19 protein-coding genes are annotated in these 20594 nt (G+C 51.0%); 13 read left to right on the top strand and 6 right to left on the bottom strand.

The annotated features are described in order from the left end of the window. Positions 1–43: 43 nt before the first annotated feature. Complete coding sequence (locus tag EDM21_RS20195) at positions 44–1243, top strand: GNAT family N-acetyltransferase (RefSeq protein ID WP_157338243.1); 1200 nt, start codon at positions 44–46, stop codon at positions 1241–1243. A 224-nt stretch (positions 1244–1467) separates the two neighbouring features. Here the strand turns inward: EDM21_RS20195 and EDM21_RS20190 are convergent, their stop codons facing one another. Both EDM21_RS20190 and EDM21_RS20185 read right to left on the bottom strand, forming a co-directional pair. Continuing rightward, positions 1468–2406, bottom strand: coding sequence for a hypothetical protein (locus EDM21_RS20190; protein WP_157338242.1), 939 nt, complete (start codon positions 2404–2406; stop codon positions 1468–1470). A gap of 100 nt (positions 2407–2506) precedes the next feature. Then, positions 2507–3043, bottom strand: coding sequence for a hypothetical protein (locus EDM21_RS20185; protein ID WP_235918288.1), 537 nt, complete (start codon positions 3041–3043; stop codon positions 2507–2509). 422 nt (positions 3044–3465) lie between these two features. Between EDM21_RS20185 and liaF the strand changes: the two genes are divergently transcribed. The 3 genes from liaF (at position 3466) to EDM21_RS20170 (ending at position 5906) form a co-directional block, all read left to right on the top strand. Beyond that, positions 3466–4131, top strand: coding sequence for a cell wall-active antibiotics response protein LiaF (liaF, locus tag EDM21_RS20180; RefSeq protein WP_157338241.1), 666 nt, complete (start codon positions 3466–3468; stop codon positions 4129–4131). A gap of 72 nt (positions 4132–4203) precedes the next feature. Next, on the top strand, positions 4204–5262 hold the full coding sequence (locus tag EDM21_RS20175) for a sensor histidine kinase (protein WP_157338240.1): 1059 nt from the start codon (positions 4204–4206) through the stop codon (positions 5260–5262). After that, positions 5262–5906, top strand: a complete 645-nt coding sequence (locus EDM21_RS20170; protein WP_157338239.1) for a response regulator — start codon at positions 5262–5264, stop codon at positions 5904–5906. Before EDM21_RS20175 ends, EDM21_RS20170 begins: the two co-directional genes overlap by 1 nt. Before the next feature lie 143 nt (positions 5907–6049). Here the strand turns inward: EDM21_RS20170 and EDM21_RS20165 are convergent, their stop codons facing one another. Beyond that, on the bottom strand, positions 6050–6508 hold the full coding sequence (locus EDM21_RS20165; RefSeq protein WP_157338238.1) for a hypothetical protein: 459 nt from the start codon (positions 6506–6508) through the stop codon (positions 6050–6052). 403 nt (positions 6509–6911) lie between these two features. On the opposite strand from EDM21_RS20165, the gene EDM21_RS20160 reads away from it, so the two are divergent. After that, the gene (locus tag EDM21_RS20160; protein ID WP_157338237.1) at positions 6912–7352 is read left to right on the top strand and encodes a GNAT family N-acetyltransferase; all 441 of its coding nucleotides are present in this window, start codon (positions 6912–6914) and stop codon (positions 7350–7352) included. 111 nt (positions 7353–7463) lie between these two features. On the opposite strand, the gene EDM21_RS20155 is transcribed toward EDM21_RS20160, so the two are convergent. Beyond that, complete coding sequence (locus EDM21_RS20155; RefSeq protein ID WP_157338236.1) at positions 7464–7802, bottom strand: hypothetical protein; 339 nt, start codon at positions 7800–7802, stop codon at positions 7464–7466. Positions 7803–7960: 158 nt separating this feature from the next. Between EDM21_RS20155 and zwf the strand changes: the two genes are divergently transcribed. From zwf to EDM21_RS20115, 8 genes are all read left to right on the top strand, one after another. After that, positions 7961–9478: a glucose-6-phosphate dehydrogenase gene (gene zwf / locus EDM21_RS20150; RefSeq protein WP_157338235.1), complete on the top strand. Its 1518-nt coding sequence runs from the start codon at positions 7961–7963 to the stop codon at positions 9476–9478. 73 nt (positions 9479–9551) lie between these two features. Further along, the gene (locus EDM21_RS20145; RefSeq protein ID WP_157338234.1) at positions 9552–10262 is read left to right on the top strand and encodes a response regulator transcription factor; all 711 of its coding nucleotides are present in this window, start codon (positions 9552–9554) and stop codon (positions 10260–10262) included. Next, on the top strand, positions 10255–11358 hold the full coding sequence (locus tag EDM21_RS20140) for a sensor histidine kinase (RefSeq protein WP_157338233.1): 1104 nt from the start codon (positions 10255–10257) through the stop codon (positions 11356–11358). The genes EDM21_RS20145 and EDM21_RS20140 overlap by 8 nt, the downstream gene beginning before the upstream one ends. A gap of 116 nt (positions 11359–11474) precedes the next feature. Then, positions 11475–12251: an ABC transporter ATP-binding protein gene (locus EDM21_RS20135; protein ID WP_157338232.1), complete on the top strand. Its 777-nt coding sequence runs from the start codon at positions 11475–11477 to the stop codon at positions 12249–12251. Next, on the top strand, positions 12226–14163 hold the full coding sequence (locus EDM21_RS20130) for an ABC transporter permease (protein ID WP_157338231.1): 1938 nt from the start codon (positions 12226–12228) through the stop codon (positions 14161–14163). The genes EDM21_RS20135 and EDM21_RS20130 overlap by 26 nt, the downstream gene beginning before the upstream one ends. Before the next feature lie 165 nt (positions 14164–14328). Then, positions 14329–15378, top strand: a complete 1050-nt coding sequence (locus EDM21_RS20125) for a metallophosphoesterase family protein (protein WP_157338230.1) — start codon at positions 14329–14331, stop codon at positions 15376–15378. Between the two features lie 70 nt (positions 15379–15448). Then, entirely contained in the window at positions 15449–17038 is a 1590-nt protein-coding gene (locus EDM21_RS20120) for a peptide chain release factor 3 (protein ID WP_157338229.1), read from the top strand. Between the two features lie 366 nt (positions 17039–17404). Beyond that, positions 17405–18151 (top strand): YheC/YheD family protein, encoded by a 747-nt coding sequence (locus EDM21_RS20115; protein WP_157338228.1) that lies wholly within the window; start codon positions 17405–17407, stop codon positions 18149–18151. Positions 18152–18291: 140 nt separating this feature from the next. On the opposite strand, the gene EDM21_RS20110 is transcribed toward EDM21_RS20115, so the two are convergent. Continuing rightward, positions 18292–19770, bottom strand: a complete 1479-nt coding sequence (locus tag EDM21_RS20110; protein WP_157338227.1) for a sensor histidine kinase — start codon at positions 19768–19770, stop codon at positions 18292–18294. Between the two features lie 3 nt (positions 19771–19773). Next, the gene (locus EDM21_RS20105) at positions 19774–20511 is read right to left on the bottom strand and encodes a response regulator transcription factor (RefSeq protein ID WP_338044027.1); all 738 of its coding nucleotides are present in this window, start codon (positions 20509–20511) and stop codon (positions 19774–19776) included. Positions 20512–20594 lie beyond the last annotated feature (83 nt).

Raw genomic sequence — 20594 nt, 5'->3', positions numbered from 1 at the left:
GAGCCGAATATTTCTTTTGCGCAAAATATGGAGGAGGGAAGTTATGATCGAAATTAGAACACTCCGGCAGGAAGAACTTCGTGACAGTATGAATTTGTCGATGTACGCTTTTCAATATGAGCTGCCTGAAGAGGAGATCGTGGAACGCCTCGCGGCAGCTGACCCGGAGCAGACCTGGGGCTTCTTTATTGACGGCAAATTAGCATCGAAGCTGACTATTTTTGATATGACTACATGGATTTATAATAAGCCGTTTAAAATGGGAGGCGTAGCAGGAGTGGCCAGCTGGCCGGAGCACCGCCGCCAGGGCATGGTCAGCCAACTGTTATCGAAAGCCCTGCAGGTCATGAAAGAAAACGGGCAGACGATCTCTTACCTGCATCCTTTTGCTGTTGCTTTCTACCGCAAGTTTGGCTGGGAATTGTCCATGACTTATAAGAGATACGAGCTGCAAACAAATCAGCTGCCGAGAATGAAGCAGGCGGAAGGAAGCATCACCCGGGTCACACCGAGTGCCGCTGTCCTTAATCCGATCTATGAAGCATACGCGAAGCAGTTTAACGGGCCGATCGAACGTACACAGGAGTGGTGGGACTCCCGCATATTTAAGAAGAAGGGGCACGTTGGCGTTTATTTGAATGCGGCTGGCGAGCCTCGCGGATATGTGCATTATCAGATCGAGAACTATGAATGTACGATACACGAGCTGGTCTATCTGGATCAGGATTCGAAAAGCGGTCTGTGGAAATTTATTAGCGATCATGATTCCATGTTCCGTAAATTAACTCTGCAGGCACCTCCGGACGATGACCTTCCATTTGAGCTCGAAGATCCGCGGATCAAGCAGGAGATCGGAGCATATTTCTCCGCCCGGATCGTTGACGTGGAAGGCTTCTTGAGCCAGCTGGAGCTGCGGCATGCGTGCCTGCCGGCTGATACGGCTTTAAGCCTGCACGTACGTGACGAGCAGGCGCCTTGGAACCATGGCACGTTCGAGCTGCGTCTGAACGGGCCTGAGGGTACCGCCGTCGTTACCAAGACCGCGGAAGAACCCGGCGGCGCGGACGGAGCGGCCGCCCACGGGCTGGCGTGCGATATTCGCACGCTGACTGTCCTGCTGCTCGGCAGCAAGAGCGCCGGCGAGCTGCACCGGCTCGGCCGTCTGCAGGGCCACGGGCAGGCCGTAGAGCTGCTGCAGGCGGCACTGCCACGCCGTGCGTGTTATTTGCCGGACTTTTTCTAGTCCGGCTCCGTACCAAAAGCCGCACAGAACGGGAGCGATGCCCCGTCTGTGCGGCTTTTGTCGCGCGTGCGATGCTCCAAGAGCGCGTGTGGCATGTGGTCACACATGCTAACACGCAGCTGGCAGATGCATGGCGGTAAAGCTGGCTTGGCATAGTACTTGGGCCAGCAGAATCAAGATCCGTGCAGAACCAGCCGGTTTCCTGGCTCCTATTGAAGGGTTCATTAAGCGTGCTGAATGAGGGCACTGATGCGCCTGGACAACTGCGCTTCTTCTCCGACAGCGGCTTGCTGGTTCTTCTGCAGTTCGGCCAGCAGAGGCTTCAGATGTGTGAGGGTCTGCTGCACCTTCTCCTGTAGAGTGGATATGCGTCCCTGCACGATCCAGTCAAAGACAAACCCGTCCATAAAGTAATCGGCAAAGCCTAGAAACCCGCCGTAATCCAGGTTCATATCCGAGTGCCTCCCGACATCCTCCAATTCCCGTTTGAACTTACGCATGTTGGACTGCGCCGCTTCTATTTTGTTCTTGGCCTCATCCGCACGGCTGCGCTTTATATGAGTAGCGATCATTCCGCCTCCGAGCATATCGTAAGTCCCCCAGTTCTTGGCGGATTTGAGGAGCTCCTGTGCTTCTGTTAAGGAGTCAATCACTCTTCGTCCTGCCGTTACGGCTTCAGCGAGCTCTTTGGATTCATTTAGCACTGTTTTTCGTCGGGCGTACAAATCATTGAGCTCGCTGCGGATCTCGGGGTCTTGCTCGCGCAGCCAGTCTTCTTTCTCCCTCAATAACTGCACAGCTTCTTGTTCCCATGACCGCGTATTCGCAATGGCTATATCCAGCTGTTCTTTCTCATAGGTGAGCTGTTCTTCGGCCGTGCTGGTTTCTTCCAATCGGATACGGGCTTGCAGAGCCTCGGCCTCTTCTTCTTCGAGCTTTTGTTCTTTGCGTCCTAGAATCGTATACCACATATTACGAAAGGAAGGATTCTCGAGCTGCTGCACGTCACGGCTTTCCTCTGCCAATATGGCTTCTGCCGCAATCCGGTTACGCTTAGCATGTTCCAGTTCTGAAATCACCTTGGTGAGACGGCGGTTCAAATGATCCAATTCGCTTTCCTTGCCCAGGGTTTCTTCATATCGCTCTTTCCAGTCTTCCCGCATGGTAATCACCTCTCCAGTTTATTGACCCTATGGAAGCTATTACGCATGGCGGAAAAAAAGGGTTGCACTTATCATCGACTGGAAAAGAAGAATAGAGGGGTCAAGATTCCGAAGACGGGATGGGCTTCAAATAGCGAAGCAGCCGTTCTTGTTCAAGAAAAGGCTTGATCTGTACGGAAGTTTTAAACAAATAGGGCTTGCCGGGAGTGGTAAAGACAAGCAGCAGGGGCTCATTCAATTTGGCGGGATCCAGGAAAAGGAAAAGCTCGTTGGTGCTGGCCTGCAGCCAGCGGTTATTCACTGCCAGCGGAGGATCAAGCGGAAGCTTGAGGACGACACCCTGGACCGCATCGATTTTGGACTGGACGGCAACTTCTTTGATACCGCCGATCCACTTGAGCGCTTCGGACCGCATCTCTTCGGTTACTAAAAGGGTTTGCACGACTTTTTGCTCATCCACATCATACAGTTGGGCGCGGATTTCTTGTGTAGGACTTCCGGCAGACGGCGGGACGGCATGGACGGGCGTGGCTTGCATTCTCCCCGCAAGAGCAGCCGGGGGCGCAAGGAAGCAGAATGAAGCGGCAAAGAGCAGCAGAGCGGCAGGTCGAAGGTACATTTTTAATGAAATTAACATCGTGAATTACACCTCTCTTTGGTCGACAGACAAGATATATACAGGATTAAGATAGGGAAAACGTATACCGAAGGGTCTGTTGGTGATTGGTTTAGTTTCGGAAAGCACTCCTTAATTTATACGTTCCGCTTTTAATGGGAGGGGAGGTGACGCGGGCCGCCATGCCGCACAGACTATCTGCCCCGACCTTGGTCCAGGTGGGATACCGCCGGGGGACGGTGTCTCGTTAAGGAAAGGAGGCGTACAATTAACGTATACATTTCTTATCTTGGAGAGGTTAATTGATTATGATATGCTATGAAAGGCTGAAGACTATGGATTGGCCTGCCAGCCAAAGGTTAGGCGCTAAAGCTGAACGGATAGCCTTAATAGAAACATTGATATAAATAAAACGCCAGCAGAGCAGAAGTAGGAGGTGCCCCATGAAGCAGCAAACAAACAACAACAATCGCCATCGTAATACAGCACTGCTGTTAATTGCAGTGGGTATTTTCCTGATTCTAGAGCGCTGGTTCGGCATTTTTGTCGTGATTGCGCTTGTGCTCATGCTGTTTGGCTTCTATAAGGTCAAGTATGAATCCCAGAGAAAAGGTATCATTATTATGAGCATCGGGGCTGTCATTCTGCTGGGCAATGATTTCTCATTGGTGCTGGCCATTATCCTCATTTCACTCGGTGTGTTTTATATTCGTTCGAGGAAATTTCAACCGGGTGATGATTTTATCCAGCGGCAGCATCTGATCGACACGATCCGCCCCGGCAAAGAACCATGGGTTCTTAAAGACAGCAGCATCTGGTTTGTCATGGGAGAGGTTCATATGGACTTTTCATACGCTATTCTCGACAAAAAAGAAACAACGCTCGTTCTCCAGGGAATCATTGGGGATGTAAGGCTGATCGTTCCGGAGGAAATCGGGGTCTCGATTGAGTCAGCGGTTACGATTGGGCAAGTCAGCTCGCCTTCCCAGAAGGAATCGGGAGTCATGAACAAGCTGATCTGGCAATCTCCGAATTATGACACGAGAGAGAATCAGGTGAAACTAATCGTTTCTTTTATCGTAGGGGATGTAGACGTAAGGCTGTTGTAATTCAGACCTGTACTTCACATATGGAGAAATGAAATCAGTACACCGCTGGATTAGGCGGAAGGGAGATGAGCCATGGAAAGCTACAAAAAAAGATTGACCAACATGATCTGGCGGAGCATGGCAGAATCGATCGTTCTATGCTTAGCGGTGCTTTCTTTCGTCATTTATTTGCTTTATTCCGCGAAATTTATCGTGCCTATTGCTTCATGGGGAGAGGGACTCAGAATTGGCTCTATGCTAATCGGAGGAGCCATTGTGCTGGGTGCCGCTTACGGATACTGGAACAGTAACCGGACGACGCGGCGGCTGGAGCTTCTCATGGAGACGATGCAGCTTCTTGAAATCGGCAGCCTGTCCCGTTCCACCCTGCCCCCGTTGGGGGAGGATGAAATCGGCCGTCTGGGCGAGCAGCTCGGCCGTGTCGTGAAGAAGTGGGAGGAGCAGGTTGCGTCGTTGCAGCGGCTATCCAACAATAACGCACAGCTTGCGGAGAAAGCCAGAGTGTCCGCGATTATTGAGGAAAGACAGCGCCTGGCCCGCGAGCTTCACGATGCCGTCAGCCAGCAGCTTTTTGCGATTTCCATGACGGCAACGGCTGCGCTCCGGACGCTGGATAAAGATTTTGAGCGCGCACAGCGCCAGATCCATTTGATAGAAGAAATGTCATCGGTAGCGCAGTCTGAAATGAGAGCGCTGCTGCTTCATTTGCGTCCGGTTCACCTCGAAGGCAAGCAGTTGTCCGAAGGTTTGAACCGGCTCCTGGAAGAGTTAAAGGCAAAAGTTCCGATGGAAATCATGTGGGAAGTTGATGAGAATATCACCCTTACTAAGGGGATTGAAGACCATCTGTTCCGGATTGTGCAGGAAGCTATGTCCAATGCGCTGCGGCATTCTAAGGCAACCAAGCTGGAATTGAGGATGCAGCAGAAAGCGGGGTGGCTCCGTCTGCTCTTCCGCGATAACGGAGTCGGATTCGATCTGGATGAGGAGAAACAGACTTCCTACGGCATATCGACGATGCGGGAGCGGGTGAACGAAATCGGGGGGTCGCTTCAACTGGTGACAGCACCGGGCAGCGGTACAAGGATCGAAATCCGGGTACCGATTATAATGGAGGGAGACAACAAATAATGGAAACGTTAATTAAAGTGCTCCTCGTAGACGATCATGAAATGGTGCGAATCGGGCTCGCAGCTGTACTGGGAACCGAGGACGGGATTGAAGTCGTCGGTGAAGCGAGCAACGGGGAAGAGGGCATTCGCCTTGCGCAGGAATATAAACCGGACGTAGTCCTGATGGACCTTGTCATGGAGGGAATGGACGGAATCGAAACGACCAGAAAGCTGCTTCAGCTCTATCCGGACTGTAAAGTCATTGTGCTGACCAGCTTTTTGGATGATGAGAAAATGTATCCGGTGCTTGAGGCGGGAGCGTTCAGTTACTTGCTCAAAACATCCCGGGCTACGGAGATTGCGCAGGCTATCAGAGCTGCGGGCAAAGGACAGTCGATCCTGGAATCACAAGTAGCGTCCAAACTCATGAACCGGTTTCGTCAGCCGAAGCCGGCTGCTGCCCCTCATGAAGACTTGACTGAGCGCGAGATGGAAGTACTCCGTCTTATTGCGACCGGTAAGTCCAATCAGGAAGTTGCGGACGATCTCTTTATCGGAATTAAGACGGTTAAATTCCATGTCACGAACGTCTTGGCTAAACTGGGTGTCGAGGATCGCACACAGGCGGCTATTTATGCGTTTAAGCATGGATTGGCTGAATGACCAAGCCGCTGTGTAGATAACCCTTGCAGGCCGGGTGATTAATTAACTTGTTGTCTTTAGCTGGTAATCGGTTTGTGTCAAAGACCAGCTAAATAAAGAAAGTCCGTCACGCTCCAGATCGAAGCGGGACGGACTTTCTTTATTTACATGGCGGTATCCAGAGAGGATTGGCGCCCTGAGTAAGGGCGGTACGCCCTAAGAGCATGCGCGACCTTCAGCGGCAGCATGTCTGGAAGGAACTCTTCCGCCGGGTACAATCCTTCGGAGGATTCACCCGGAGAGTCTTCCTGCGCTACACTGGGTCTCTTCCATTCATTCGTCTCACCCAGCCTGCGGAGCAGGGCAGGAGCACCTGAATCCACAAAGCCAGAGGTGCTGCTACCCGGTGATAGCTGGGACGAGCGGGTGCGGCCGCGTTCGGCTTCTTCAGCCGGGGCGCCTGCCCTGCCCGGATTCTTGGTTTGGGGAAAGAGCGTCTCGGCAAAAGCTTCTCTGCGTCCTGCCGGCGCCATAGCGTTCATTCGCCTTATGGCTTGAATCCGGAACAAGCTGGAATGACTTCGGTACGTATCGTTGACGTATTGCGGAGTCACTACAAACATGAGGGTAACCTCCTTTTGGCCTAGAAATTATATGTATAGCCATAACCGTTTCCAGATAGTTACAAATCCCGTTATCACTCATATTACCACGATTCTGAATATTTGAAAGCGAAGAACAGCAAAATGAGAAAGATTTATAAGGAAGAAACCACTGGTTTGACGTGGTCGATAGCCGCGACTTACAATGAAGGAATACATTCAGGAATATGGGTTGTCAGGGACCGGAGGAGTACTGCAGATATGAAGATAGGTATTATCGTTGCATTTCTTGTAATTAGTTTATTATTTACATGGGCTATTTCTAAAAAGTATAGGAAGTAATTCCTCTAAATACTCATTTTCGGAGCAAACCTGCCGAAGCCGCATAACATGCAGTATCTGCATGAGGTGGAGGCGATGCTTCATGATTCGAAAGCGAAATTCAAGTAAAGACGATGCCGCGATTGTCCGTCTCACTCAAAGTGAGCTTCTTCCCTTCACCCGTCTGACCAGGCCCGAGGCGGAAGTGAAGCTCCCGGATTTACAGAAACGGTTTGCTCTGGGAAAAACGTATGTCGCTGAATCTGGAGCTCAGGCAGTTGCCGGTTTTGTTAGTCTGCAGGTGTCGGGTACCAACTTGTTCGTGGATATGCTCGCCGTTGACAGCAAGTTCCATGGCAGAGGACTGGGCACACTATTGATGCAGCGGGCGGAGGAGTATGGCCGCAGCAAGAAATGCAGGCTTTCTTCTCTGTATGTGGATCGTGTGAATCAGAAAGCCATTTCTTTTTATCAGAATAAAGGATACGAAACAACCCGTTATCTGCCGAAACTGGGCGTTCAACTGATGCAGAAAAGGCTCTAATCGTATGAAGGCTTCTTAAGGCCAGCAGGAATGTTGCAATAAATAAACCAGGACGATCCGCCCTGGTCAGTTAAGGTAATGAATGATTAATGGCCCCGATCGTTAAGGGATTTAAGAAAGTATGAACAGGGCGAATATCATATCCTGGTTAAGAACGAGCGGGGCATAACCGGTATGGGTTCCGGCTGCTGCGCTTGTTTTCTGCTCCTCAACGTTTGCGGATGCGTTTTGTTTTAATTTGGCTTTGACGGTTTTGCCTGCAATTTTGAAATTCTTGTTTTTATTGGCAGCAGGGACATACTGAGAAGGGTCTTCATTTAAGATAAGATAGCCGTCCTTCATTCGGGTAAACACTCCAAAAATTTCGCCCCCGTCTCTAAGATAGACCAGAACAGGATGGCCGATGTGGGGCTTTAACTGCTGCTCGTTAACAGGGAAAATCCGCTGCACGGTCATGCACCTCCAAGGAAACTTTATTGCTATAGGCTATGGCATAAAGGCATATAATGACTGGACATATGCCCGGTTATGGAAAAATAGTTGAATCCCAAAGGCAATTTCGGTATGCTTATGCTAATCTAAAACCTCAGAGAAAGAATGATGCGACAATGAATGGTGCTGTTTTTCTGATTTTCGGAGCTACAGGAGACTTGGCAAAGAGAAAACTTTTCCCTGCGTTTTACAGTTTATATCGCGAGGGTAAGCTGAAAGAAAACTTTGCTGTGATCGGACTTGCCCGGCGTCCACGGACGAATGAACAATTTCGTGAAGATGTGCGGCATTCGATCAACGAATTCGCCCGCTATAATGTGGAAGACAACGAGGACTGGGCTAAGTTTGCCGAACATTTCGAATATTTGCCGCTCGATATCAATAATGTGGACGGGTTCCGGGAACTGAACACACTGACTAACGAGCTGGACAGCAAGTTCCAAACCGGCGGAAACCGTCTGTTCTATCTGGCGCTTGCTCCCGAACTGTTCGGTAACGTGTCTTACAATTTGCGTGAAGGCGGCCTGCTTGAAACAACCGGCTGGCACCGTCTTGTGATCGAGAAGCCGTTCGGTTATGATCTGGAATCCGCAGGCGAACTAAACCAGCAGCTTCGTCAAGTGTTCGAAGAGAAGGATATTTACCGGATTGACCACTATCTCGGAAAAGAAATGGTTCAGAACATTGAGATCGTCCGTTTCGCGAACGCCTTCTTCGAACCGCTGTGGAACAATAAATACATAGCTAACATCCAGATTACGCTAGGCGAAACGGTCGGAGTCGAAGACCGCGGCGGATATTACGATCATTCCGGCGCTTTGCGTGATATGGCCCAGAATCATATGCTCCAGATGCTTGCGATGATGGCAATGGAGCCGCCGAGCCGTCTTCACCCGGAGGACATCCGCGATGAGAAGGTTAAAGTTCTGCGCTCGCTGCGTCCTTTCGTGAATGCGGAAGAAGTGCAGCGCAACGTGGTCCGCGGGCAGTATAGTGCAGGCAGCCACAAGGGCAAGGAGCTTCCTGCTTACCGCAGCGAAGATAAGGTGAATCCGGAATCGAATACGGAGACTTATCTGGCTGCCCGTGTCTATGTGGACAACTTCCGCTGGGCAGGCGTACCTTTCTATATCCGTACAGGCAAACGTCTGCCGGTGAAATCCACGGAAGTGGTCGTGGAGTTCAAGAACGTGCCGGACAATGTGTACTTGTCCAATAAACACAAGCTGCAGCCGAACCTGCTGGTGTTCCGGGTTAACCCGATGGAAGGGATCTACCTGAAGATGAATGCGAAGCAGCCTGGCTCCGAAGGGGTCATCATTCCTATCGCGATGGATTTCTGCCAGAGCTGCCAGGTCGGTCTGAATACGCCGGAAGCGTACGAGCGTCTGCTCTTCGATGCGCTGCGCGGAGACTCTACGTATTTCACCCGCTGGGATGAAGTCGCACATGCGTGGCAGTTCGTGGATCAAATTGCGGCAGCCTGGAAAGAAAGCGGGGACGATCTTGCTCACTACCCTGCCGGATCTTGGGGCCCCGCTCAAGCCAATGAACTGCTGGCGGCAGACGGATTCAAATGGTGGCCTGTAAACGGCCAGCTTGAGGGAGAAGTTGCTTGGGCAAGCCAATCTTAAATTAGTTCTGTTCGATTTATGAAGCATCTGCGGCATTTTGCTGGCGGATGCTTCTTTGCTAGGAGGCTGAATTATGTACCGTATATTTATTGTCGAGGATGATGACAAAATCGCGGGCATTTTAAAAGAAACATTGGATAAATACGGGTATGAGGTGGGCCGTGCGCAGCGGTTCCACGATATCAAGAACGAAGGAATGCAGTGGAAGCCGGATCTGATTCTGCTGGACATCAATTTGCCCCGTTTCGACGGGTTCTACTGGTGCAGACAAATCCGGACGTGCTCGAATGTCCCGATTATTTTTCTGTCGGCGCGTACGGGGGATATGGATCAGGTCATGGCGATTGAAAATGGCGGGGATGATTATTTGACGAAGCCGTTTCATCTGGATGTGGTATTGGCTAAGATCAAAGGGGCCCTGCGCCGTGCCTACGGAGAGTATGCGCAAGCACCGTCCGCGCGAGATGAATGGGAGCTAAACGGACTACGGCTGGACCGGAGCAAAAATAGTCTCGTGTATACCGATAACCGTGTTGAATTGACCAAGAACGAAACGTTGCTGCTGGACTGTCTGGCAGCAAAGTTCGGCAGTATTGTAAGCCGGGAAGAGCTGCTGGAAGCGCTCTGGGACGATGTAGACTTCGTCGATGACAATACGCTTACCGTGAACGTAACGCGCGTCCGCCGCAAACTGGAGGAGCTGGGTCTGCCCGGTGTTATTGAGACGGTTCGCGGACAGGGTTACCGTTTGAGTACCAAGTGGGGGAATCCGGATCATGAATGACCATGCATGGACCTGGAAGAGCTTCTTACTCGACCGGCTGCTGTATATCAGCGCATTCCTGGTATCCACCGGACTGATGCTGCTCGTCCTTTGGCTGGATCTGCTGGAATCGGGACTGTGGATTAAATCAAGCAGCCTGCTCTATTTGCTCCTGCTTGCGACCGGGGTATTTACCGGCACGTTGGCCTATGAGTACATCAGGCAGCGCCAATATGCCGAAGCTCTGAACCGGCGCTTGGCGGAAGGCGCGTCCGGTATAGACCATTCATCTGCTTTTCATACGGGTGTTACCCGGGAACAGCAGGCCGTATCGGAAGTGCTGCGATTGCAGCAGAGAGAGTATATGAACACGCTGGCAAGTTACAAAGCTGCCCAGGAGCAGCATTTACATTTTACCAGTCAATGGGTCCACCAATTAAAGACTCCCGTCTCCGTTATAGATCTGCTCGCTCAACAGTCGGCTGGTAAATCGGACCCGGATTGTATGCCGGATCTGCTGGACGCCATCGCAAGTATACAGGAAGAGAATGAGAAGATCGCTTACGGGCTTCAAATGATGCTGTACACGGCCAGACTCGAGAAATTCGAACTTGATCTTCACCCTCGCCGGGTCGATCTTACGGCAGTAGTGCGCCGCGTGATCAACGAGCATAAGAAAGCGTGCATCCGGGCTTCCATCTTCCCGAAGATTGAAGCGGATTCCGAGTCTGTTGAAGTGGAAACGGATGAAAAGTGGCTGGCTTTCGTCCTTCATCAAGTTGTCAGTAATGCCATCAAATATTCCCGTAAAGAGCCTGGAGCGAAGCCCCTTACGATCCGGATCGAACAGCTTGCGGGCGGCGCGGCATTGTCCATTGAGGACAAGGGAGTGGGAATTGCGGAGGAAGATTTGCCGCGGGTTTTTGATGCGTTCTTCACAGGGGAGAACGGGAGGGGAGTCGTTACGGAATCCACGGGAATGGGCTTGTATCTAGCCAGACAGGTTGTATCGAAGCTGGGCCACCGTATTCGTATTGAATCGGCTCCGGGGCAGGGAACTACCGTCCACCTTATGTTCGAGAATGAAGGGATTCATCAATTCACGGAAACCCGGTAAGAAAGGTGACACAAATGTAAGGTTCACGGCCTTAACTGAAAGGCAATTCAATGGGTAACTTCGCTGCTGTGGCCTATACTGAATACATAGCCACAACATGAATGGAGGAAACCCATATGGCGGTTTTGAAAGCCGAACAGGTTACAAAAATTTACGGAACGAAGAGCAACTTAACGTATAAGGCGCTTGAGGATGTGCGTCTGGAAATAAAAGAAGGCGAGTTCGTGGGTATTATGGGGCCCTCTGGCAGCGGAAAAACAACCCTGCTTAATATTCTGGCAACGATTGATAAGCCGACAAGCGGACATGTCGAGATTAACGGGACGAATCCCGCAGCGTTGTCCAGCAAGCAGCTGGCCTTGTTCCGCCGCAGAGAACTGGGATTTATCTTCCAGGACTTCAATCTGATGGACACGTTATCCGTACGCGAGAACATCATCCTGCCTCTGGCATTGGATAAAATTCCGGCAGCTGAGATTGAGAAAAGGCTGCTGCCTTGTGCGGAGCTGCTGGGTATTACCCGCATTCTCGATAAGCGGACGTACGAAATATCCGGCGGGCAGAAGCAGCGGGCCGCTATTGCCCGCGCGATTATTCATAAGCCGTCGATCCTGCTGGCCGATGAGCTGACGGGCAATCTGGATTCCAAAGCAGCCAAAGATGTGATGGAATCGCTCAAAGAGCTGAATGAACAGCTGAATGCAACGATTATGATGGTTACTCACGATCCTTTTGCGGCGAGCTACTGCAAACGCATCGTATTCATTAAAGACGGGAAGTTCTTCTCGGAGCTCCGCAGAGGTGCTAACCGGCAAGCTTTTTTTCAGCAAATCCTCGATTCTTTGAGTGTTCTTGGAGGGAATTTCGATGAATTTTCGACAACTCGCCCTTAAGAATATCCGGGGAAACTGGCATCAGTACGGGGCCTTCTTCTGGAGCAGTGTATTCTCCGTCATGATCTTCTATATGTACTCGTCCTTTATCTTTCATCCGGATGTGATAAACGGGAAAATGCCGGGTGCATCCCAGATCCGGGAGATTATGATCGTCTGCGATTATGTGATTATGATCTTCTCGTTTTTCTTTATTTTGTATTCGATGTCCGCTTTTTTTAAATCACGCAAAAAGGAATTCGGCCTGCTGACGCTGTTCGGCATGACCAAAGGCCAGATCCGCTGGATGGTGCTGTATGAGAATGTGATTATCTCTATTCTGGCTATTTCGGCAGGTATCGGGATTGGAGCTCTATTCAGCAAACTGTTCTTCATGGGACTGACTCAGCTGCTTAAAGTGGATTCGCCTATCGCATTCGTCATTCCGCTTCCTGCTCTGCTGTTTACGGCAGCCGGTTTTTTCCTGCTCTTTCTGAGCATTACGCTGCTGACGCTGGTAAAGGTAGGAAGGTCCCAAATTATTGATCTGCTGAAAGCATCGAAACAGCCCAAGAAACCGCCGGTCTACTCCATCTGGCTTGCTCTTCTGGCTTTCTGCTGTTTGGGGGCAGCCTATTATATGGCTTACCACGTTACGATAAGAAGCTTTATCGTATACTTCCTGCCAGTTGTATTCTTGACCGTATTAGGGACGTATTTCTTGTATACACAAGGAAGTGTGTTCATCTTGGGGCGGCTTCAGAAAAACAAAAGCTTCTATTACAAACAGACGAATCTGCTTACCGTCGCCCAACTCGTCTTCAAACTGAAGGATAACGCAAGACTGCTGTTCATGGTCTCGATTCTCTCTGCGGTCGTTTTGTCTGCTTCAGGAACGGTGTATGTGTTTCTCAAGGACACCCGTAACCAGATCTTGGAGAACTACCCTCAATCGATTACGTTCACTGAAGTAGGATTGAATAGCCACCGCGTGATTGATCCGGAAATCTTGAAGCGTACGCTGAAAGAGGAGAATCAAGAAATCGAGTATGAGATTCAGCTGGCCGGTATCCCCGTAACGGCGGATGTGCTCAGGTTCGGCAAGGTCACGGAGGTTACCTTGTTCCTGGTGTCCGAAGAGGATTACAATGTGCAAGCGAAGCGGATGAATAAGCAGGAATTGTCCGTCGATCCCGGGAACGCTGCCTACGTATATCCCTATAAGGAAATTAACGACAAAATCTTTAAGGATGACGAGCAAATTCAAGCGAGACTTAATGGGAAGATTGAATCAATTGTCGTGAGGCAGCAGTTGAACGGATCGCCTTATCCCACCCAGTATGAAATTTCAAATTTACTTGTCATGGATAAAGACGCCCATAAGAAGCTCATGAGTGAGACACCGGACGAGGAGAAAAGTGTTATTTACGGCTATGAGTTAGTAAACTGGGAATCGTCTTTGGAAGCGGTCAAAAAACTGAAAGCTTTGGTGCCGGAATCGAAGGAATTCAACTTCACCGCCAGGGTCGAACAATATCAGGAAACAAAACAATTAATGTCCCTTACTCTGTTCATCGGCATTTTCATCTCCTTCCTGTTCTTTATCGCTTCCGGCAGCATGATCTATTTCAAGCTGTTTACCGAAATTGAAGAGGATCAGGAACAGTTCCGCGCGCTTAACCGGATCGGAATGTCGGATGAGGAAATGAAGCGAACGATATCCAAGCAGGTCGGCATCATATTCTTCCTTCCAATGTTGGTAGGAATACTCCATACGGTATTTGCGATGAAGGCGCTGGGAAATATCCTGGTATCCAATATCTGGTCTTATGCAGCCGTTGTGCTCCTGATTTTCGTCGTGATGCAGACCGTATATTATCTGGCTGCACGCCGGTCTTACATCAAGCGGATCCTGCAAGGTGCCGCGCAATAAGATCTTGGAAGCTTCTCTCCGTCATGCGGAGAGAAGCTTTTTTATCTGTCTTTTGTCTCAGGCCGAAGCAGGCTCTCGTTCATGATTCTGTAGCCAACAACTGGATGCAGATCTGCAGAAAAAACGATATAATAAGGAAAGCTTAACCGGAAGGAGCTGGCAGAGATGAACAGACGCTCGTTTCTCAAATGGATGACGGCCTTTATTGCTTTAGCTGTCGGAGCGGGTACGGGAACAGCAATCAGCGCATGGAGGCGCAGTTCAGGTGTTCCAGAAGTAGTAGAACCAGCAGTAGCCAAAGCGGAATCGCCATCCAGTTCCGAGGACGGGAAGGCGCTGGCTTCATTTGCCATTCTGAGTGACATGCATGTCACTCCGGATGATACGCTGACGATTCAGCACGCTAAATCGGCTTTGACGGATGTGACCACATTCGGTCATCCTGTGGATGCTATTTTTTTCACAGGGGATGTAACAGATTACGGGCGCGACAGAGATTACAAAGAATTGCGGAAGCTCATGCAGGGGTACAAGCTTCCTCCTGTGCATGCCAATATGGGAAATCACGAATATTATGACCTGTGGCTGGATGCTGAAGGTTCGTTTAACCGGGAAGGGATGCCTAACGGGAAGACGGATTCGATGGCCCGGAGCAGGTTCATGAAATTTTTCGGCTATAAACAGCCTTACAACCGCATGGATATCGGAGGCGCAACCGTTCTGCTCCTGTCCCAGGAGGGGTATATGCAGGAAAAGCCGGAAGCTGGCGAAGGGGCCTGGTATACGGATGCCCAAATGGAGTGGCTGAAAACGCAGCTGGCCGGTCTGGAGAAGACGGCCCCGATTTTTATTATGATCCATCAGCCGCTGCCGATGAAAGGGCGTACGGGAGGCAATCATCAGATTGTAAGGGGAGAGGAAATTCGCGAGATGGTAAAGCCGTATAAGAATTTGTTCGTATTCTGCGGACACCGGCACCAGGATTTCCAGAATGGAGCGGCCCATTACCTGCAAGAGCCTTTCCACTACTTCCACAACTCATCGGTCGGCCGTACTTTAAACAAAAGTATCCCTCAGGTGAATAAAATCAAGACGCAGGGTTTGTATGTCCAAGTTTTTGCGGGCAAGGTCGTCGTGCGGGGACGTGACTACGGCACCAAACAATGGCTGGCCGAAGCGGACTGGACTATTCCTCTCGATACAGGTAAAGTGTAAGAAGCATGTCGGCACCGGATGCGTTGAGCCACATAGGATGAACTATAGGGAAAGCAGGAAGGAATAAACAATGAGCACACCACTACACAAAGAACTTCAGACGGAAGCCGCCAAGCGGCGCACGTTTGCGATTATTTCTCACCCGGATGCGGGTAAAACAACACTGACAGAGAAGCTTCTCTTATTCGGGGGAGCGATCCGTCTTGCCGGAACGGTTAAAGGACGCAAGGTGGGCAAATATGCAACCTCAGACTGGATGGAAATCGAGAAGCAGAGAGGGATCTCGGTTACGTCTTCTGTGATGCAGTTCGATTACCTGGGCCACAAGGTTAATATTCTGGATACGCCGGGTCACCAGGATTTTAGTGAAGATACTTACCGGACGCTGACAGCGGCAGACAGCGCAGTCATGCTGATTGACGTAGCCAAAGGTGTCGAGGCGCAGACGATCAAGCTCTTCCAGGTATGCCGGCTGAGAGGGATTCCGATTTTCACCTTCATTAACAAGCTGGACCGTGAAGGCCGCGATCCTTTCGAGCTGCTTGAAGAGCTGGAGCAGGTATTGGGTATCCGCTCATACCCGATGAACTGGCCGATCGGAATGGGCAAGCGCTTCTGCGGCGTGTACGACCGCCAGCGCACCCAGATCGAGCTGTTCCAGGGGGACGATCATAAACAGGTTGCCGTACGTAAAGTAGAAGGCTACGAAGATCCGGTGATCAAAGAAATTGCCGGCGAGCATCTTTTTGAGCAGCTGGGTCAGGAGCTGGAGCTTCTGGACGTGGCGGGCGATCCTTTTGACTTCGAGAAGGTCATGAAAGGGGAGCTTACGCCTGTATTCTTCGGCAGTGCCGTCAACAACTTCGGCGTTCAGACTTTCCTGGAGAATTTCTTAGAGCTTGCACCGAAACCCGAGCCCCGTAAAAGCACGAATGGCGATGCCATTGAACCTACACACGAGAATTTCTCGGGCTATGTGTTCAAAATTCAAGCGAACATGAACCCGGCGCACAGAGACCGGATTGCATTCTTACGCATTGTATCCGGTAAGTTCCAGCGCGGCATGACGGTCAAGCACGTACGGGCCGGCAAAGAAATCAAACTGTCCCAGCCTCAGCAGTTCCTGGCACAAGACCGCGATATCGTGGAAGAGGCTTATCCCGGAGATATTATCGGTCTGTTCGATCCGGGAATCTTCCGGATCGGGGATTCGCTTAGCCAGAAGGAAGAGATCGTATTCGATGAACTGCCGACCTTCTCGCCTGAACTGTTCAGCAAAGTCACCGTCAAGAATGCCCTGAAGCATAAACAGTACCAGAAGGGGATCGATCAGCTCACCGAAGAGGGAACCATTCAAGTGTTCCACACGACGGGTGTGTTCGATGATACCATTCTCGGTGTTGTCGGCCAGCTCCAATTCGAGGTATTCGAACACCGGATGAAGGCGGAATACGGCGTGGATATTCAGCTGCAGCGGATGAATTATCAATTCGCGCGTTGGATCATCGATGAGAAGATCGATCCTTCCCGCTTCCGCATTAACTCGCAGCTCGTGACGGATAAGAAGGGCAATTACGTCGCTCTATTCGAGAGTGAGTACGCACTTCGTTCCGCTATGGAGAAGAACCCGACGGCGCAGTTCCTGACGAATGCTCCGTAAGTCACATAGACAAACCGCAAGCCATCCCGGTTTTAACCGCGGGATGGCTTTTTTGGTGTCCGCGCAGCTTGACTAATCTTCCAAGCGGCTTCCAATTCGCGAATCATACGCGGAAATGGAGTGATTTTCATACAGCAGCAAGTTCTAAAATAGACACCGGGTAGGAATTTGTCCGTTGCAGGTCAAATGCGGTTCTCATACAATAACCCGTACGAAACCAATACAGCAGTACGGCCGTGAACTCAAGAGATAGGCGTGACTGCTAGGAAATCAGGTTGAGCCGGTACACGCAGGCCGGTCAATCGCCGTGCGATCGGCGGGAAGTGTCCCGCCATGTTCAGACCCCATGGAGGAGGCAGCAGATTAATGAGAAGATTCGTGCTGAGCAAATGGGCCAAAACAGTGGCGGTCCTCCGCAGCTCCGTCGTGCGCCCGTATATTCCTGCAACTCGTGTGATGACCAAGGACTCTCTTCTGGCGATGCTGAGCAAGTATAAGATGGTGTATGTCAAACCGGATAACGGTACGTTCGGCAACGGGGTTATGAGGGTGGACTACGAGGCAGGGAAGGTGCAGGCATACCGGTACCACCACCGCACCCAGGTGCGCAAATTTGCCCGTTTCGATGATCTGTACACTTCGCTCAAAGCAGAGACAAGAGGACGCAAGTATCTGGTTCAGAAAGGGATACGGATGCTGAAGCATCACAACAACCCGTTCGATTTACGAGTGATGGTTCAGAGCAATTTATCGGGGAATTGGGAAACAACCGGTGTTATCGGACGGGTAGCCCACCCGACTAAGATTGTGACCAACTATCACAATGGGGGCAAGTTGCGTTCCGTGGAAGCTCTGCTGTCCCCTTATTTGAAAAAAGAAGAGCGGCTGCGGTTCGAAGCCAGACTCAGTAAGCTTGGGCTGGATATAGCCAAAGCGATGAAAGCACGGTACCCCGGAATTGTTGAAGTTGGCGTTGATGTGGCGGTGGACCATCAGCTTCATCCTTGGGTTCTTGAAGTGAATACACGGCCCGATCCTTATATTTTCCGGGCACTGAAGGATAAGCGGATTTTTGCCAAGGTTCTCCGGTACCGGAGGAATAACCGATTGTAGCATGAGAGCTGGGAGGCTTATGAGAGCTTCCGCTTCATCCCATCGAACACGATTAAAAGGCAGGCTGCCGGATAGGCGGTCCTGCCTTTTATGGGGTATTACAAGCTGGGGTTACCTGCACAGCCGATTAGTCACGCCGTCTATTCCGGGCGGCGGTTCACTTCTTGAGACGCAGACGCCTCTTGGAGCGGAAACCGCAGCAGGAAAGTCGTGCCGCTGCCCGGAGAGCTGGTTACATGAATTTGTGCTTCGTGAGCCTCTACGAGTCTTTTTACGATGGACAAGCCTAAACCGGTTTCACTGCGATCTTTGGAACGGGAAGGATCGGCTTTGTAGAACCGGTCCCAGATCTGCTCCATTTCTTCAGTCGACATACCCCTGCCGGTATCCGTTATGCTCAGTTCCGTCGCAGAAGCCGTCATGGTCCCCGTTAAACGGATGGTGCCGTAAGAGGTGAACTGGATGCTGTTCTTAATGAGATTAATCAGGATTTGCGTCAACCGGTCATAGTCCCCATAGATCACCGTATCCGGCTGGCAGTCGATTTCAAGCCGGATCGGTTTGTCGTCAATCAGGAAGCCGAAGGATTCCGCAAGCACTTCAAGCAAATCGTGAAGCGGGTATTCCTCTTTGCGCAGCGTGATGAGGCCATGCTGAATCTTCTCCATGTCCAGAAGCTCATTAATAAGCCGGATCAGGCGAAGCGTCTCGTCCTCAATAATTCCATAGTATTTGGCCTGCTGCTCCTGCCCGGTAATGTAATCGCTTCGCAGCCCTTCCACTATACCGCGGATGGAGGTCAAGGGGGTTCTAAGCTCGTGCGTGACATCCGTAATAAACCGCTGCCGTTTGACCTCATTGCTCTCCAGCTTGCGGGAAGCGGCTTCTAGCTGCTCGGCCATCCGGTTGAAATCACGCGCAAGATCGCCGAGCTCATCGGTCCGCTTCAAATCGGACCGGGCATCGTAGTGGCCGTCGGCAATAAGCCGGGTCGCTCTGCGGATCGACTGCACCCCCCGGCTCATATTGCGTGAGACGATCAGGGCTATGGCCATGGCAAGTACGAGTACGAGCAGGCCTGCCAGCATAACGGTCTCGTATACACGTGAGATCGTTTGTGTAATTCCCTTGACAGGCGACATGACGAATAAATAATTATTGCCGTCCTGATTCTTGATCTTAAATTCGTGCGGATAGACAAGATACGGGTCGGGACCGCTTTCTTCCACAATTAGAGCCTTTCCGCTCTCCAGTTTCGGAATCTGAGCGAGCAGGCTCTCCATGAAAGTTTTGGAGCGGAAAGTCGGGGGCGCATTACGCTGGTCTTTGAAGTAAAGCTGCCCTTTGGCGTTCATGGCCACAAAAGAGATGTTACGCTCCCGGAGCATAGTCCGGTAGGCACTGAGGGTCAGATCGGGAACCTCTTCGCGCAGCAAAAGCCGCGATATTGTATCACCGGCACTTTCCAGCTCTTCCGTCTTCTCGTCATAAATGTGCAGCTTAAACAGGTACACAAAGATGAAGCTGACCAGCACAAGCACAAAAAGCGACAGGAAGAGAAGGCTGAGAAACTGCCGCTGAAAAAAAGTAAACCGCTGACGGGTGGGGATAAGCTTCATAGATTATTCCTCCAGCTTGTAGCCGACACCCCATACCGTTGCGATTAAAATCCGCTCAGGTGTGCCGATTTTGGTGCGGAGTCTTTTGATGTGAACATCGACCGTACGCTCGTCTCCATAAAAATCGTAGCCCCAGACGGATTCCAGGAGTTGTTCCCTCGTAAACACCCGTTTGGGATTACGCACGAGAAGAGAGATCAGATCGAACTCACGCGGGGTGAGATTCGTGAAGGTGCTGCTGCCGACGCTGACCTCGCGCGTCCGGGTGTCGACCCGGATATCCTTGTAGTGAAATCTTTCCTCGGCATTAATATCAGAACCATCGAGCGGGCCGGATTCCGGTGATGCAGCGGACTGGCTGTCTGCGGCTTTACCGGTCCCAAGCCGGTAGCGGCGCATAATGGCCTTAATCCGGGCCAACAGTTCAAGGGGGCTGAACGGCTTGGTTATGTAATCATCCGCCCCGGATTCCAGTCCGAGCAGCCGGTCATTTTCTTCACCGCGGGCTGTCAGTAGAATAATGGGGGTTTCGCGGGTGCTTCTAATCATCCGGCAGAGCTCAATCCCGCTCCGGTTTGGCAGCATCCAGTCCAGAATAATTAAATCCCATTGCTCCGCATCAATCATAGTCTCTGCTTCGTTTCCGGTATGTACGAAAGTAACCTGTGCTTCTCTTTCCAGAAAAGGGCGCAGCATCTCGCAAACGGAGCGGTCATCTTCAACGACGAGCAAATTCATCATGCTCCACTGTTCAACTCCTTAGAGGCAGTAGGTTTTTTGGTAATCGCCAGGATACAAATCGTATGCTTTCTCGGAGGGGCCTT

Origin of the sequence: Paenibacillus lutrae (genome assembly GCF_009757775.1) — a bacterium.
GTDB lineage: Bacteria > Bacillota > Bacilli > Paenibacillales > NBRC-103111 > Paenibacillus_F > Paenibacillus_F lutrae.
The sequence above is the reverse complement of the archived record's forward strand: the minus strand, read 5'-3'. Positions and strand labels throughout refer to the sequence as shown.